Source organism: Stenotrophomonas sp. TWI587 (assembly GCF_039674145.1).
GTDB classification, from domain to species: Bacteria; Pseudomonadota; Gammaproteobacteria; order Xanthomonadales; family Xanthomonadaceae; genus Stenotrophomonas; species Stenotrophomonas maltophilia_AY.
Genome location: NZ_JBDJMW010000003.1, coordinates 134,662 through 149,747, shown reverse-complemented (window position 1 = coordinate 149,747; position 15,086 = coordinate 134,662). Strand labels below are relative to the sequence as shown.

Below are 15,086 nucleotides of genomic sequence, written 5' to 3'. Positions count from 1 at the left end.
CGGCTGCTCAGGTCAACGCCGTCATGACCCCACGCTGATACGCCGGCCGCTGTTTCAGCCGTTCGTACCAGGCGGCCAGATGTGGCAGGTCGGGGCGCTGGATCGGCATCTCGAACCAAGCATAGATGAAGGCGCCCAGCGGGATATCGCCCATGGCGAACTGCTCACCGGACAGATACGGCTGCCGCGACAAGGCCTCATCGGCCATCGCCAGCAACTCGCCCGAACGCACCAGCGCGGCGGCGATACGCGCCTCATCGCGATCGGCCGGCGCGGTCCGCAACGTGCCCCAGAACAGATCGCGGAACACGCCGGCGAAGGTCGAGGTGGTCCAGTCCATCCACTTTTCCGACTGCGCGCGCGCCACCACGTCTTCCGGGTACAGCGTGCCCAGCGCATAGCGCGCCGAGAGGTAGCGCACGATCGTGTTGGATTCCCACAGCGGCAAGCCGTGGTCTTCGATCACCGGCACCAGCCCGTTCGGGTTCATCGCACGGTATTCCGGCGACTGCGTGCCGCCGAATGCGCCGCCGACCTCGATCGACTCGTACGGCGCTCCGATCTCCTCGGCACACCACAGCACTTTGCGCACGTTGCTGGAATTGCGACGGCCCCAGATTTTCAGCATGATCGGTGTCTCGTATCGGGCGAGGCGCGCCACGGGGCCGCGCGGTGCCGCTACGATACGCCTATAGGCGGGCCGACCGTCATTTCATGGATGAAAAACAATGATCCTTTACGCGCTCGAAATCGTGTTGCTCATTGCCGGGATCGGCACGCTCGTGGTTGGTTATCGCCGCCACCATCGCAATCTGATGCTCAGCGCTGCCCTGTTGCTGCTGGCCAGCGGCGCGCTGCCGGAGGCTGTCCGGGGCTTCTCCGATGGCTTCAACGGCAGCACGGCCCGCCCGTTGGCCGTGCTGCTGCGCTGAGGCCGGCGGTTACTTCGCCGCCTTCGCCGCATTCTTCTTGGGCAGGGCGCGTACATAGGTCGACTTGCCCTCTTTTTTCATCTCGAACAGGCCGGTCGCGGCCAACAGATCGCTGAGTTTGCTGTACCCGTAATTGCGCGAATCGAACGAGGCCTGGTTGCCGATCTGGCTGCCGACCGGGCCTAGGTGCGACCAGCCATCCTCGGCTTCGGCCGAGGTCACCGCGCGGCGCAGCATCTGCACCAGCCGGGTATCGTTGCGCAGCTCCGGGCCGCTCTTGCGCGGGCGGGTTTCCTCGTTGTCCTGCTCCACCTCCTGGTCGGCCGGATGCGGCTGACCCAGGGCTTCGATGTAGGTGAACTTCGAGCAGGCGTTGACGAACGGCTCGGGCGTTTTCTTCTCGCCGAAGCCGTACACCTTCACCCCGTCGGTCAGCAGGCGCATCACCAGCGGGGTGAAATCCGCATCGCTGGAGACGATCGCAAAGCCGTCCAGATTGCGGGCGTACAGCATGTCCATCGCATCGATCACCATCGCCATGTCCGAGGCATTCTTGCCCCGGCTGTAGGCGAACTGCTGGATCGGGCGGATCGCGTATTCGTGCAGCACGGACTCCCACCCTTTCAACCGAGGGCTCTTCCAGTTGCCGTAGGCACGGCGGACATTGGCCACGCCGTAGCGGGCGACTTCAGCCAGCACCGCGTCGATCTTGGAAGAAGGTGCGTTGTCGGCATCGATCAACAGGGCGATGCGCTTTTCCGGTTCGGACATCTCGGTCTCCAGGGCGGAATCGGATCGGCCATCGGGCAAGCGCTATGGCCCCTGAACCCAGTATCGGCCATCGACGTGAACATCGCGCATCACGTGCGACCATGGGCGGCATCACGAGACGACCTGCGCCGCCCCCCTCCGGCGCCCGCCAAGGAGTGAAGCATGACCCGCGATCCCACGCCCCACCTGCTCATCATCGGTGGTGGTTTTGCCGGCCTCTGGGCCACCCGTGCCTTGGCTTCGGCGCACGTGCGCATCACCCTGGTGGACCGTCGCAACCACCATCTGTTCCAGCCGCTGCTCTACCAGGTGGCCACCGCGGGCCTGTCGGCGCCGGATATCGCCGCCCCGCTGCGCCACATCCTCGGTCACCAGCGCAACGTTGAAGTGCGCCTGGGTGAAGTCACTGACATCGACAAGGCCGCACGCACTGCGACGCTGGCCGATGGCACGCAGATCACCTACGACACCCTGATGCTGTGCACCGGCGCCACTCACGCCTACTTCGGTCACGACGAATGGGCCGCCGATGCGCCGGGCCTGAAAACGCTGGACGATGCCATCGCGCTGCGCCGCAAGCTGCTGCTCGCCTTCGAGCGCGCCGAGGCCGAACCCGATCCCGCGCGCAAAGCCGCTTGGCTCAGCTTCGCCGTCGTCGGTGGCGGCCCCACCGGCGTGGAGCTGGCCGGCACGTTGGCCGAAATCGCACGGCATACGCTGCGCAATGAGTTCCGCCATATCGATCCCGCCTCGGCCAAGGTCCGCCTGGTCGAGGCCGGCCCGCGCGTGCTGTCCACCTTCCCCGAGGTGCTCTCGCTCAAGGCGCGGCGGCAGCTGGAAAAGCTGGGCGTGGAAGTGCTCACCGGCATGCCGGTCAGCGACATCAATGCGGAAGGCTTCCAGCTGGGCGAACGCTTCGTCGAGGCCCGTACCGTGGTCTGGGCCGCGGGTGTCGCCGCCTCTCCGCTGGCACGCACCTTGGACGTGCCACTGGACCGCGCCGGCCGCGTGCCGGTACAGCCCGATCTCACACTGGAGGGCCACCCGGAGATCTTCGTTGCCGGTGATCTGGCTGCGTTGACCCAGGCCGATGGCAAGCCGGTACCCGGGGTCGCCCCGGCGGCCAAGCAGATGGGCAAGCACGTGGCGACCACGATCCAGGCGCGTCTGGCCGGCAAGCCTGCGCCGGGCCCGTTCAAGTACCAGGACTTCGGCAACCTGGCGACCATCGGGCGCATGGCCGCGATCGTCCACCTTGGCCGCCTGCAGCTCTCCGGCGTGCTGGCGTGGTGGTTCTGGCTGGCCGCGCACGTGTTCTTCCTGATCGGCTTCCGCAACCGCGTGGTGGTGCTGCTGAACTGGGCAGTGGCGTACTGGAGCTACCAGCGCAGCGCGCGGATCATCTTCGGCGATGCTCAGGAGGATCGCCGGCCGAAACGGCCGCCGACGCCCTGATCAGCCCTGCGACAGGCATCCCCAGCCATCCACCTGACCGCTGTAGGACACCGCCTCACTCGCGAGCAGACCTTCGAAGCCGGCGATGTTCTGGTGGGTCGGCAGCATCAGCGGATGCACCACCACCTGCCACGGGAACTCATCGTTGCCCTCATACGCGGCGAAGGACACCTTCTGGTCGTTCTTGAGCAGGTGCACGGCGAAGGCGATCGCCACGTCCTGGGTCGGGAAGATCAACGCGAAATCCACCTCGCGCGGAACCGACAGGTCATCGCCGTCCTGCAGCATGTTCCAGAGCACATCGCCATTCTCATCTTCCGGGTACAACGACAGATCGCGGGACATGGCACTCCAGGGCTTGGGCAAGCGGATCAACAAACGAGGGTCGATGGTATGCCGCCGGCGAAGGCGCGAACAAGCCGGGTGCCGCGCTACATGGGGTCGCCCAACTGCAGCCACGCCAGCTTGCGCTCCCGCGGTTGCCGCTTGAGCTGCCACTCGGCCTTCGACGCCGCTGCCCGGTCCGGGTAGGCGCGCATCGCCAGCACCTTCACCGGTGGGTTGGCGCGGGTGTATTTCGCCCCTTTGCCGGCGAGATGGGCCTGGAAGCGCGCGTCCACGTCGTTGCTGATGCCGGCGTAATAGCTGCCGTTGCGGCATTCAAGCAGGTACAGGTACCAGAGGGCGGGTTCAGCGGGCATACCGGGATTATCCCCCGGCACGGGCCCGGCGGCTGCTAGAATCCGCCCCGGATGCAGGAGAGAGGCGCCGCGCTGGCGCCCGCCGAAGGCGCAGGCTCCCATAATCGCTCAGGCCGGTGGCTGCACAGCCACCAACCATGCATCCGACACGCCGATCTGGAGAGAGGTCTTCAATGACCCGCCGAAGGGGCACGTGGCCTTGGCCACCGAACTCTCAGGCAAAAGGACAGCGGGAGCGGCAACGGAATCCCACCTCACGACAGTGCAGCGGCGCTGGCGTGATGCGTGTGCGTTTCCGTCCCCGCCTGATGTGTCCCCCGGAGCCACCCCATGCTGCTCTCCCTGATCTACCTCATCGCCATCTCGGCCGAAGCCATGACCGGCGCGCTGTCGGCCGGCCGCCGCCGCATGGACCTGTTCGGCGTGGTCATCATCGCCTGCGTGACCGCGCTCGGCGGCGGCTCGCTGCGCGACATCGTGCTCGGCCATTACCCGCTGGGCTGGGTGAAGCACCCGGAGTACCTGGGCTTTACCATCTGCGCGGCGCTGATCGCGACCTGGGTGGCACGCTGGATGCACCACTTCCGGCGCACCTTCCTGGTGCTCGATGGGCTGGGCCTGATCGCGTTCACCCTGATCGGCTGCGCGGTCGCGCGCGAGGGCGGGCACACGGTGCCGATCATCCTGATCGCCGGCATGCTCACCGGTGCGTTCGGCGGCGTGCTGCGCGATGTGCTGTGCAACGAGGTGCCGCTGATCTTCCAGAAAGAACTGTATGCGGTGATCACCCTGCTCACCGGCGCGGCCTACCTGACCCTGCTGGAACTCGGTGTGTCACTCAACGCGGCCACGCTGTGGTGCCTGGGCGGTGGCTTCCTGTTCCGCCTGCTGGCGATCCACTTCAAATGGGAAATGCCGAAGTTCGTGTATCGCGACGAGGTACATTGACGCACCGGCGGGCATGACCAAGGTCACGGGAGCTTGAGCGGCCCGGCCCTGTATCATGGCGCTCCCGTTCCCTTCGAACGGCATCCAGCCACGCGGCGGTGTTCCACCCGCTGCCCCGCCAGACACCCTCTCCCCCGTTGACCTGCCGCCGTCGGCCGGTCCCCATGGACGCACTGCTCCGGTGGAGGGTGCGCAGGATGCGTATGTCCGCTTCAACGCCCCCGTCGTCTCGCCGTCGTTTGGCCAAACCGCTGTTGATCGCTGCCGCTGTCAGCCTGGCCGCCATCGCTGCATGGAAGCTGCTCTCGCCCGCCCCCGCCGCCGGCCCGTCCGGGGGTCCGCAGCCGACCCCGGTGCGTGTGGCCACCGCGACGCAGGAAGATCTGGTGGTGCGTCTGAAAGCGCTCGGCACGGTGACCCCGCTGCATACGGTGAGCATCCGCAGCCGCGTGGATGGCGAACTGCTTCGGTTGGCCTTCTCCGAGGGCCAGCACGTCACCGCCGGCGAGCTGCTGGCCGAGATCGATCCGCGCCCGTTCCAGGTGCAGCTCTCGCGTGCGCTGGGTACCCAGCAGCAGAACCTGGCCGAGCTGGACAATGCCGAAAGCCAGCTCAAGCGCTTCGCCGAACTGCAGAGCAAGCACTTCGTCTCCGCGCAGGACCTCAGTGATCAGCAGAGCAAGGTGCGCCAGCTGCAGGGCCGCCGCCAGACCGACCAGGCGGCGGTGGATGAAGCACGCCTGCAGCTGCAGTACACCCGCATCACCGCGCCGGTGGCCGGGCGCATGGGCCTGCGCAATGTGGATGTCGGCAACCTGGTGCGCAGTGGCGATACCGAGCCGCTGGCAACCATCACCCAGACCACCCCGATCAGCGTGCTGTTCACCGTGCCAGAGCCGGACCTGCCGGCGGTGGTCGCTGCCGCACGCGCCGATCCCCGGTTGACCGTGGAAGCCTGGGACCGCGAGGAGCGCACCGCGCTGGGTGACGGCGTGCTCTCCAGCCTGGACAACCGCATCGATACCGCCACCGGTACGCTGAAGCTGCGCGCGCAGTTCGCCAATGCGGATGAGTCGCTGTTCCCCAACCAGTTCGTCAACGTGCGCCTGCAGGTCAGCAGCAGCGATGCGGTGGTCATTCCCAATGCCGCCGTGCAGTTCGGCAGCAAGGGCAGCTACGTCTACGTGATCGCGGCCGATGACACCTCGTCCCTGCGCAGCGTGGTGCTCGGCCCGGCCGATGGCGAACGCGTCTCGGTGCGCGAAGGCCTCAAGGCCGGCGAGCGTGTGGTGGTGGAAGGCATCGACGGGCTGCGCGAAGGCGCCAAGGTCGAGGTGGTGGAGCAGGACCCGCCGCGGACCGGCGCATGAACCTCTCGCGCCCCTTCATCGAGCGCCCGGTCGCGACCACGCTGCTGATGGTGGCGCTGCTGCTGTCCGGCGTGATGGCCTACCGCTTGCTGCCGGTCGCGGCACTGCCGCAGGTCGATTACCCGATCATCCAGATCACCACGCTGTATCCCGGCGCCAGCCCGGATGTCACCACCAGCGCGGTCACCGCGCCGCTGGAACGACAGCTGGGCCAGATCCCGGGCCTGAAGCAGATGTCCTCGACCAGTTCGGGCGGCGCATCGGTGATCACGCTGCAGTTCTCGCTGGAGGTGGCGCTCGGCGTGGCCGAGCAGGAAGTGCAGGCCGCGATCAACGCCGCCGACAGCTTCCTGCCCGACGACCTGCCGGTGCCACCGGTGTATCGCAAGGTCAATCCGGCCGATACACCGATCCTGACCCTGGCGGTGACCTCACAGGGCCTCTCGCTGCCGCAGGTGCACGACCTGGTCGATACGCGCATGGCGCAGCGGCTCTCGCAGCTGCCCGGCGTCGGCCTGGTCAGCCTGGCCGGTGGGCAGCGCCCGGCGGTGCGCATCCAGGTCAATCCTTCCGCGCTCGCCGCCAACGGCCTGAGCATGGCCAGCATCCGCACCGCGATCGGCACGGCCAACGTCAACATGCCCAAGGGCAGCTTCGACGGCCCGACCCGCGCGATCATGCTCGATGCCAACGATCAGATGCGCTCGGTGGCCGAGTATCGCGCCCTGATCCTGGCCTGGAAGGACGGCGCACCGCTGCGCCTGGGCGATGTCGCCACCATCGAGGATGGCGCCGAGAACCGCCAGCTGGCCGCGTGGTCGGGCACCACCCCGGCGGTGCTGATCAACACCCAGCGTCAGCCAGGCGCGAACGTGATCGCCGTGGTCGACCAGGTGCGTGCGCTGCTGCCGCAGCTGCAGGCCTCACTGCCGGCCGGGGTGGATGTGACCATCCTGAGCGATCGCACCGAATCGATCCGCGCATCCATCCGCGGCGTACAGCACGAGCTGCTGATCGCGATCGCCCTGGTGGTGATGGTCACCTTCCTGTTCCTGCGCAACATTCCGGCCACGATCATTCCCAGCATCGCGGTCCCGCTGTCGCTGGTCGGCACGTTCGGGGTGATGCTGCTGGCCGGCTTCTCGCTCAACAATCTCACCCTGATGGCGCTGACCATCGCCACCGGCTTCGTGGTGGACGATGCGATTGTCATGCTGGAGAACATCGCCCGCCACCTGGAGCGCGGTGCCACGCCGATGCAGGCAGCACTGAAGGGCGCCAGGCAGATCGGCTTCACCCTGATCTCGCTGACGCTGTCGTTGATCGCGGTGTTGATCCCGCTGCTGTTCATGGCCGATGTGGTCGGCAAGCTGTTCCACGAGTTTGCGATCACGCTCGCGGTGGCGATCGGCATCTCGTTGCTGGTCTCGCTGACGCTGACGCCGATGATGTGCGCGCGCCTGCTCAAGGCGGGTCACGCCACCCGCCGCGACGCGGATGGGCAGGAATCGGCGCAGCAGGGTGACCCGTTCGATCGCGTCGTAGCGGTCTACGATCGGCAGCTGCACTGGGTGCTGCAACGCCAGCCGCTCATGCTGGCCGCCACCGTCGCCACGCTGGTGCTGACGGCACTGCTGTACGTGTGGGTGCCCAAGGGCTTCTTCCCGGTGCAGGATGCCGGGCTGATCCAGGGCATCAGCGAGGCACCGCAATCGATCTCCTTCCAGGCGATGGCGCAGCGCCAGCAGGCGCTGTCCGCAGCGTTACTGGAGGATGAGGACGTGGCCAGCCTGTCCTCGTTCATCGGCGTGGACGGCAACAACGCCACGCTCAACAGCGGGCGGCTGCTGATCGAGTTGAAACCGCACGCACAACGCGCTGCCGATGCGCAGGCGATCATCGCGCGGCTGCAGCAGCGCGTGGCGCATGTTCCGGGCATCAAACTGTATCTGCAGCCTGTGCAGGAACTGGGCATCGAAGACCGGATCAGCCGGACCCAGTACCAGTTCACCCTGACCAGCCCGGATATCGCGCAGCTGGAAACGTGGACGCCGCGCCTGCTCGAGCATCTGCAGCAGGCACCGGCGCTGGCCGACGTCGCCAGCGATCTGCAGAACCAGGGCCTGCAGGCGCATGTGGTGATCGACCGGGTCGCCGCGGCGCGCCTGGGAATCAGCGTGGAGACCATCGCCGATGCGCTGTACGACGCGTTCGGGCAACGGCAGATCTCGACCATCTTCACCCAGGCCAACCAGTACCGCGTGGTGCTGGAAGCGCGCCCGGACGTAGCCTTCGGCCCAGATGCGATCGCGCGCCTGCACGTCACCGGTCCGGACGGACAGCAGGTGCCGCTGGGCGGCATCGCGCGGATCGAGCAGCGGCCCGCGCAGCTGCTGATCAACCACGTCGGCCAGTTCCCGGCGGTGACGTTCTCGTTCAACCTCGCCCCGGAGGCATCGCTGGGCGAAGCGGTGGATGCCATCGAGGGCGCGCGCGCCGCGATCGGCCTGCCGACCAGCGTCGAACTGCGCCTGCAGGGCGCGGCCGATGCGTTCCGCGCGTCGCTGTCGAGCACCTTGTGGCTGGTGCTGGCGGCGGTGGTGGTGATGTACCTGGTGCTGGGCGTGCTCTACGAGAGCTTCATCCACCCGATCACCATCCTCTCCACCCTGCCCTCGGCCACGGTGGGTGCGCTGCTGGCGCTGCTGGTCAGCGGGCGCAGCCTGGACCTGATCGCGGTGATCGGCATCGTGCTGCTGATCGGGCTGGTCAAGAAGAACGCGATCATGATGATCGACTTCGCGCTGGAGGCCGAGCGCGAGTACGGCATGGCGCCGCGCCAGGCGATCCACCAGGCCGCGCTGCTGCGCTTCCGTCCGATCCTGATGACCACGCTGGCCGCGCTGTTCGGCGCGATCCCGCTGATGTTCGCCAGTGGCTCGGGCGCGGAGCTGCGCCAGCCGCTGGGCCTGGTGATGGTGGGCGGGCTGATCGTCAGCCAGGTGCTGACCCTGTTCACCACGCCGGTGATCTACCTGTTCTTCGACCGCTTCCGCCAGCGCCCCGCGCCGGTGAGCGACGAGGCTGACGAGGCGCTGGCGTGAGTCCGCTGTCGCGGGCGATCGGCTGGTTCGTGCAGCATCCCGTCGCGACCGTGCTGCTGGCGGTCGCGGTGGTGCTGGCCGGCCTGCTCGGGCTGCGCCTGCTGCCGGTCGCGCCATTGCCGCAGGTTGATTACCCGGCGATCAACGTCAGTGCCAGCCTGCCGGGCGCGAGTCCGGAATCGATGGCGGCCAACGTCGCCACGCCGCTGGAGCGTGCCCTGGGCACCATCCCGGGATTGACCGGGATCGACTCGGCCAGCACCCAGGGCTCGACCCAGGTCGAGCTCAAGTTCGCGCTCGGCCGCAACGTGGACGATGCCGCGCGCGACGTGCAGGCGGCGATCAATGCCGCGCGCGCGCAGCTGCCCAGCGGCATGCCGGGCATGCCCCAGTACCGCAAGGTGAATCCCTCGCAGGCGCCGATCATGGCGCTGGCGCTGAGCTCGGACAGCCTCGCGCCGGGCCAGATCTACGACGTGGCCTCCACCGTGATCGCACAGAAGCTGGCGCAGATTCCCGGCGTCGGCGAGGTGCAGGTGGGCGGCAGCTCACTGCCCGCGGTACGCGTCTCGCTCGATCCCAATGCCCTGAACCATCACCGCATCGCGCTGGACGACATCGCTGCGGCGATCCGCAACGCCAACGCGCTCAAGCCACTGGGCACGGTGGCCAGCCAGGCCCAGCAGTGGCAGCTGGAGGCCACGCTGCAGCTGCGCACCGCGGCTGAGTACCGCCGCCTGATCGTGGCGATGCGCGACGGCCGCCCGGTGTACCTGGAGGATGTGGCCGGGATCAGCGAAGGCGTGGAGGATCGCTATGCCAGCGGCTTCCACAACGAGCGCCCGGCGGTGCTGCTGATCGTCAGCCGCCAGCCGGACGCGAACATCATCGAGACCGTCGATGCCATCCAGGCGCAGATGGACACGCTGCAGGCACTGCTGCCGGCCGCCATCGACATGCAGGTGGTGATGGACCGCTCGCCGGTGATCCGCGCCACCCTGCGCGAGGCCGAGCTGACGCTGCTGCTGGCGATCGCGCTGGTGGTGCTGGTGGTGTTGGCCTTCCTCGGCCACTGGCGCGCGGCGCTGGTGCCGACCGTGGCGATTCCGGTCTCGCTGCTGGGCGCGCTGGCGATCATCGCCCTGCTCGGGTTCTCGCTCAACACGCTTTCGCTGATGGCGCTGATCGTGGCAGCGGTGCTGGTGGTCGACGATGCGATCGTGGTGCTGGAGAACATCGCCCGCCACCGCGAAGAAGGCGCTTCGCCGATGACCGCCGCGCTGCGGGGCGCGGGGGAAGTCGGTGCCACGCTGCTGTCGATGAACATCGCGCTGGCCGTGGTGTTCATCTCGATCCTGTTCCTGGATGACTTCGTCGAGAAGCTGTTCCGCGAGTTCTCGCTGACCCTGGTGGCGGCGATGGGCGTCTCGCTGCTGGTCTCGCTCAGCCTGACCCCGATGCTGTGCGCACGCCTGCTCGGGCAGCCGCGACCCGGCCCGGGCAATGGGCTGCAGCGCGCCGGTACCGCGCTGTTCGAACGCCTGCGCGGCGCCTATGTGGGCAGCCTGCAGACGATGCTGCGCTGGCTGGCGGTGCCGTTGCTGCTGTTCGCCGGCGTGATCGCGTTGAACGTGTGGCTGTTCCAGCAGGTGCCCAAGGGCATCGTGCCCAAGCAGGACACCGCCCAGCTGCGTGGCTTCGCGCGTGGCGACGACGGCCTCTCGTTCCAGGTCATGCAGCCCAAGATCGAGGCGTACCGCAAACTGCTGCTGGCCGATCCGGCGATCAGCGACATCATCGGGTACATCGGCGGGCGCAGCGGGGTCAACAACGCCTTCATCATGATCAAGATGAAGCCACTGGCCGAGCGCAAGGTGTCCAGCCAGCAGGTGATCGACCGCCTGCGCAGCAACATGCCGAAGATTCCCGGCGGCGGCATGTTCCTGTGGGTGGACCAGGACATCAAGCTGGAAGGCAGCGGCGACAGTGGCCAATACGAGTTCCAGCTGCTGTCCGGCGAGCTGGAGCCCCTGCGGCAATGGGCCCCCAGGGTGGCCGACGCCCTGCGCGCCCTGCCCGAGCTGGTGGACGTGGAATCCAAGGGCGATGAAGGCATGCGCCAGGTGGTGCTGGACATCGACCGCGACGCCGCCGCACGGCTGGGCGTGGACATGCGCATGATCGCCTCGGTGCTCAACAACGCCTTCAGCCAGCGCCAGGTGGCCACGTTGTACGACACGCTCAACCAGTACCGCGTGGTGATGGAACTGGACCCGCGCTATACCCAGGACCCGTCCACGCTGGACCAGATCCACGTGATCGGCAAGGACGGTCAGCGCCTGCCCCTATCCTCCATTGCCAGCTGGTCCTACGGCATGGCACCGGACCGCATTTACCACAGCCAGCAGTTCGCCTCGGTGTGGATCGAGTTCGCGCTCGCACCCGGCGTAACCCTGGACCAGGCCGTGAAAGCCGTGGACCGCGCGATGGCCGGGATCATGCTGCCCACCCATGTGCAGGCGCGGCTCAGTGGCGAGGCCGGTGGCTTCGAGAAGCTGCGCGAGCGCCAGCTGTGGCTGATCCTGGGCGCGATGCTGGCGGTGTATCTGGTGCTGGGCGTGCTGTACGAAAGCTTCGTGCAGCCGCTGGCGATCCTGTCCACGCTGCCCTCGGCGGGCGTTGGCGCCTTGCTGGCGCTGATGGCCTTCGGCAACGAGTTGAACCTGATCTCGCTGCTCGGCCTGTTCCTGCTGGTGGGCGTGGTGATGAAGAACACCATCCTGATCATCGATTTCGCGCTGTCGGCCGAACGCGAGCGCGGGCTGTCGTCGTATGAGGCCATCTGCGAAGCCGCACGGCTGCGGTTCCGGCCGATCCTGATGACCAGCGTGGCCGCGTTGCTGGGTACGTTGCCGCTGATGCTGGCAACCGGCGAAGGCTGGGAGATGCGCCAGCCGTTGGGCATCGCGATTGTCGGTGGCCTGCTGGTCAGCCAGTGGCTGACCCTTTACACCACGCCGGCAATCTATCTGGCGTTGGCGAAGCTGCGACGGGTGGCGTGATCATCGGACGCACGACACCCCAGGGGTAGGGCCACGCCATGCGTGGCTGCCTCTGCATACGGCGTTGCGGTACTGCGCGCAGCCACCCATGGGGTGGCTACTCGGCTGGACGCCCTATGCCACCGGGAGCATCAGCGTCATCCCTTCCATCGGCGACTCGATGAAGCCGTGCTTGAGATAGAACGCTTTGGCCGTCTCATCGAACGCATAGCACAACAAGGCACGCGCGCCGATCTGCCCGCACACCTGCAGCGTGCGTTGTACAGCGTCCTTCAGCAGCCCCGCGCCGACGCCTTGGCCGACCCAGTCAGCATGGACGGCCAACCTGCACAGCACGACGACCGGAATGGGATGCGGCATGTTCCGGCGAATGCGGCCGGGAGCCAGGTGATGTGAAACGCCACCGGCGGCAAGTGCGTAGTAACCGACCACGTGGTGATGCGCGTCACAGACAACAAAGCACCGCGATCCACCCGACGCCTGGTTCTGATGCGCACGCTCCACCAACCACGAGGTCAGCTCCACCGCGCTGCATCGGAACTGCTCCAGTCGATGCCTTTGGGCAAGCGCTTGCGGCGCAGACAACCGCAATGTTCAGCGCTCCCAAGGTGCAGGCGTACTCAACAGCTTCCTGATGGCCGCGTTGTTTTCCAGCGGTGCATCCAGCAACGCATTGAAGCGTCGCAGCTCCTGAGGACTCAGGGAGAACTGTGTCTGGTCCGCCAGTACCTCCCGCGCCTTCTCACAGGCAGCGTCCAGGATGAACTCGGTTCGGCTTACGCCGGCAACCTCGACGGCACGATCTATCAGCGCCTGCTTGTCGGCGGGCGCCCGGAAATTGATGACTTTGCTGGCGAGGGCCATGGGAAGCACTCCGGAGGTCTGTGCATACAATGTACACACACGCGGATGATCGCTCAACGGCACGCCCTCGTTCCAAACGGTGAGGCAAGGGTATGCCGTTGGTTTGCCATGAAAAATAGGGATTTTCCCCGGAAAGCCGCAGGCCGGAGCACCCCGCGCAGGGGGGGCGCACCCACCCTCATGCCGCTTCGCTGATCCGCACTGCCCGCCGTGCCCGCACTGCCTCAGCGAGACTCTCCAGCACCGCCAGCGAGCTCTCCCAGCCGATGCAGCCGTCGGTGATGCTCTGGCCGTAGGTCAGTGGCTGACCGTCGACCAGGTCCTGTCGGCCCGCCACCAGATGGCTCTCGACCATCACACCGACGATGCGCTCTTCGCCGTTGGCCAGCTGCGCGTTGATGTCGGCGATGACCTTGGGCTGGTTTTCCGGATTCTTGCTGCTGTTGGCATGGCTGGCATCGATCATGATGCGCGCGGCCAGGTGCGACTTGGCCAGGGTCTGGCTGGTCGCTTCCACGTGAGTGGCATCGTAGTTCGGCGTCTTGCCGCCGCGCAGGATCACGTGGCAGTCCGGATTACCGGCAGTGGCGACGATGGCGGTGCCGCCTTCCTTGGTCACCGACAGGAAGTGATGCGGATTCGACGCGGCACCAATCGCATCGGCGGCGATCTTGATGTTGCCGTCGGTGCCGTTCTTGAACCCGACCGGGCACGACAACCCCGACGCCAGTTCGCGGTGCACCTGGCTTTCGGTGGTGCGCGCGCCGATGGCGCCCCATGCCACGAGATCGGCGATGTACTGCGGCGAGATCACATCGAGGAACTCGACGCCGGCGGGCAGGCCCAGCTTGTTGATGTCGCGCAGCAGACCACGCGCCACGCGCAGGCCCTTGTTGATGTTGAAGCTGCCGTCCAGGTCCGGATCGTTGATCAGACCCTTCCAGCCCACCGTGGTGCGGGGCTTTTCGAAGTACACGCGCATGACGATTTCCAGCTCATCGGCATAGGCGTCGCGCAGCGGCTTGAGGCGCTGGGCGTATTCGATGGCGGCCACCGGGTCGTGAATCGAGCACGGGCCGATCACCACCGCGAGGCGGTCATCGCGGCCGTGCAGGATCTCATGCAGGGCCGCGCGGGAGGCGCTGACCGTATCGGAGGCTTCGTCGTCGCAGGGCAGCATCGCCAGCAGCTGCGCCGGCGGGGTCAACGGTTCAATCTTGCGGATGCGCAGGTCGTCGGTATGGGGGGGCATGGGGTAACTCCTTGGAAGTGGGGGTCCCCAGCGCGGCGGCAACAAAAAAGCCGCCAGGTGCGCTGGCGGCTTTCGGGAATGCGTCTGAAGGTTTCTTCAGGGTGAGCGCATGCCTTCCTCCGCCGGTGGCTTCGGAAAGTAATACCAAAAGTAGGAATTGGCGGGGCGTGCGTTCATTGGGGAGTATTGATAACACAGGGGTTTGGAGGTGCCAACTGTTTCATTCGCAACTGCGAAGAGCATGCAGCCGCCACCGATCCTCCATGCACGCTCACCCCCGCGGCAACGCCGCCAGCTCAGCCAGATGCTGCTGCAGGGTGCCCGCTGCACCCACCGCGTGCGTCGTGGTGAAGTACTCATGCCAGCCGGTGGCGCCGATCGCGGCCAGCAAGGCATCGGCATCGAGCCGTTCGGCGCACTGCCACACCGCATAGAACTGCTCGGCCGTGGTGTGCGGCACGTCCTGCTCGATACGGCCCATCGCTACCGGTGTGACGCGTGCGGGGTCCACGTTCTGCATACCCGCTCCGATGCGGGCGAAGAGCGCCCCGCGTGATACCGGGTCCAGCGCGGTCCAGGCAGGGGTGGCGGTATACAGCTCGATCAACATGTGCGACATGGCATTCC

General features: G+C 66.9%; 14 protein-coding genes and 2 riboswitches. Of the genes, 6 read left to right on the top strand and 8 right to left on the bottom strand.

What is annotated here, in order from left to right; genetic code table 11:
- Positions 1 to 7: 7 nt before the first annotated feature.
- Positions 8 to 628, bottom strand: a complete 621-nt coding sequence (locus ABE464_RS06325; protein WP_346471240.1) for a glutathione S-transferase — start codon at positions 626 to 628, stop codon at positions 8 to 10.
- Between the two features lie 100 nt (positions 629 to 728).
- Here ABE464_RS06325 and ABE464_RS06320 point away from each other — a divergent pair, with 100 nt between their 5' ends.
- On the top strand, positions 729 to 932 hold the full coding sequence (locus ABE464_RS06320; RefSeq protein WP_346471239.1) for a hypothetical protein: 204 nt from the start codon (positions 729 to 731) through the stop codon (positions 930 to 932).
- Positions 933 to 941: 9 nt separating this feature from the next.
- Here the strand turns inward: ABE464_RS06320 and ABE464_RS06315 are convergent, their stop codons facing one another.
- Positions 942 to 1,703, bottom strand: a complete 762-nt coding sequence (locus ABE464_RS06315; RefSeq protein ID WP_346471238.1) for an NYN domain-containing protein — start codon at positions 1,701 to 1,703, stop codon at positions 942 to 944.
- Positions 1,704 to 1,865: 162 nt separating this feature from the next.
- Here ABE464_RS06315 and ABE464_RS06310 point away from each other — a divergent pair, with 162 nt between their 5' ends.
- A complete protein-coding gene (locus tag ABE464_RS06310) occupies positions 1,866 to 3,158 on the top strand; it encodes an NAD(P)/FAD-dependent oxidoreductase (RefSeq protein WP_346471237.1) in 1,293 nt (430 codons plus the stop codon).
- Here ABE464_RS06310 and ABE464_RS06305 read toward each other — a convergent pair whose 3' ends face one another.
- Both ABE464_RS06305 and ABE464_RS06300 read right to left on the bottom strand, forming a co-directional pair.
- Positions 3,159 to 3,503, bottom strand: a complete 345-nt coding sequence (locus tag ABE464_RS06305; RefSeq protein ID WP_346471236.1) for a ribonuclease E inhibitor RraB — start codon at positions 3,501 to 3,503, stop codon at positions 3,159 to 3,161.
- Between the two features lie 86 nt (positions 3,504 to 3,589).
- Positions 3,590 to 3,859 (bottom strand): GIY-YIG nuclease family protein, encoded by a 270-nt coding sequence (locus tag ABE464_RS06300; RefSeq protein ID WP_346471235.1) that lies wholly within the window; start codon positions 3,857 to 3,859, stop codon positions 3,590 to 3,592.
- Between the two features lie 44 nt (positions 3,860 to 3,903).
- Positions 3,904 to 3,997: riboswitch (glycine riboswitch) on the top strand.
- 8 nt (positions 3,998 to 4,005) lie between these two features.
- Positions 4,006 to 4,097, top strand: a riboswitch (glycine riboswitch).
- Positions 4,098 to 4,189: 92 nt separating this feature from the next.
- Here ABE464_RS06300 and ABE464_RS06295 point away from each other — a divergent pair.
- The 4 genes from ABE464_RS06295 to ABE464_RS06280 all read left to right on the top strand — a co-directional run bounded on the left by ABE464_RS06295 (position 4,190) and on the right by ABE464_RS06280 (position 12,343).
- The gene (locus tag ABE464_RS06295; protein ID WP_019183564.1) at positions 4,190 to 4,807 is read left to right on the top strand and encodes a trimeric intracellular cation channel family protein; all 618 of its coding nucleotides are present in this window, start codon (positions 4,190 to 4,192) and stop codon (positions 4,805 to 4,807) included.
- Between the two features lie 254 nt (positions 4,808 to 5,061).
- Positions 5,062 to 6,177 carry an MdtA/MuxA family multidrug efflux RND transporter periplasmic adaptor subunit gene (locus ABE464_RS06290; protein WP_346471234.1) on the top strand — a complete coding sequence of 372 codons (1,116 nt, stop codon included), beginning with the start codon at positions 5,062 to 5,064 and terminating at the stop codon, positions 6,175 to 6,177.
- Positions 6,174 to 9,281, top strand: a complete 3,108-nt coding sequence (locus ABE464_RS06285; RefSeq protein WP_346471233.1) for an MdtB/MuxB family multidrug efflux RND transporter permease subunit — start codon at positions 6,174 to 6,176, stop codon at positions 9,279 to 9,281. The genes ABE464_RS06290 and ABE464_RS06285 overlap by 4 nt, the downstream gene beginning before the upstream one ends.
- Positions 9,278 to 12,343, top strand: coding sequence for an efflux RND transporter permease subunit (locus tag ABE464_RS06280; RefSeq protein ID WP_346471232.1), 3,066 nt, complete (start codon positions 9,278 to 9,280; stop codon positions 12,341 to 12,343). Before ABE464_RS06285 ends, ABE464_RS06280 begins: the two co-directional genes overlap by 4 nt.
- Before the next feature lie 114 nt (positions 12,344 to 12,457).
- Here ABE464_RS06280 and ABE464_RS06275 read toward each other — a convergent pair whose 3' ends face one another.
- The 4 genes from ABE464_RS06275 to ABE464_RS06260 form a co-directional block, all read right to left on the bottom strand.
- On the bottom strand, positions 12,458 to 12,868 hold the full coding sequence (locus tag ABE464_RS06275; protein ID WP_346471231.1) for a GNAT family N-acetyltransferase: 411 nt from the start codon (positions 12,866 to 12,868) through the stop codon (positions 12,458 to 12,460).
- Between the two features lie 69 nt (positions 12,869 to 12,937).
- Positions 12,938 to 13,207 carry a DUF1778 domain-containing protein gene (locus ABE464_RS06270; RefSeq protein ID WP_346471230.1) on the bottom strand — a complete coding sequence of 90 codons (270 nt, stop codon included), beginning with the start codon at positions 13,205 to 13,207 and terminating at the stop codon, positions 12,938 to 12,940.
- 178 nt (positions 13,208 to 13,385) lie between these two features.
- The gene (gene aroG, locus ABE464_RS06265) at positions 13,386 to 14,459 is read right to left on the bottom strand and encodes a 3-deoxy-7-phosphoheptulonate synthase AroG (RefSeq protein WP_346471229.1); all 1,074 of its coding nucleotides are present in this window, start codon (positions 14,457 to 14,459) and stop codon (positions 13,386 to 13,388) included.
- A 271-nt stretch (positions 14,460 to 14,730) separates the two neighbouring features.
- Complete coding sequence (locus tag ABE464_RS06260) at positions 14,731 to 15,078, bottom strand: DUF6616 family protein (RefSeq protein WP_346471228.1); 348 nt, start codon at positions 15,076 to 15,078, stop codon at positions 14,731 to 14,733.
- Between the last annotated feature and the right edge of the window lie 8 nt (positions 15,079 to 15,086).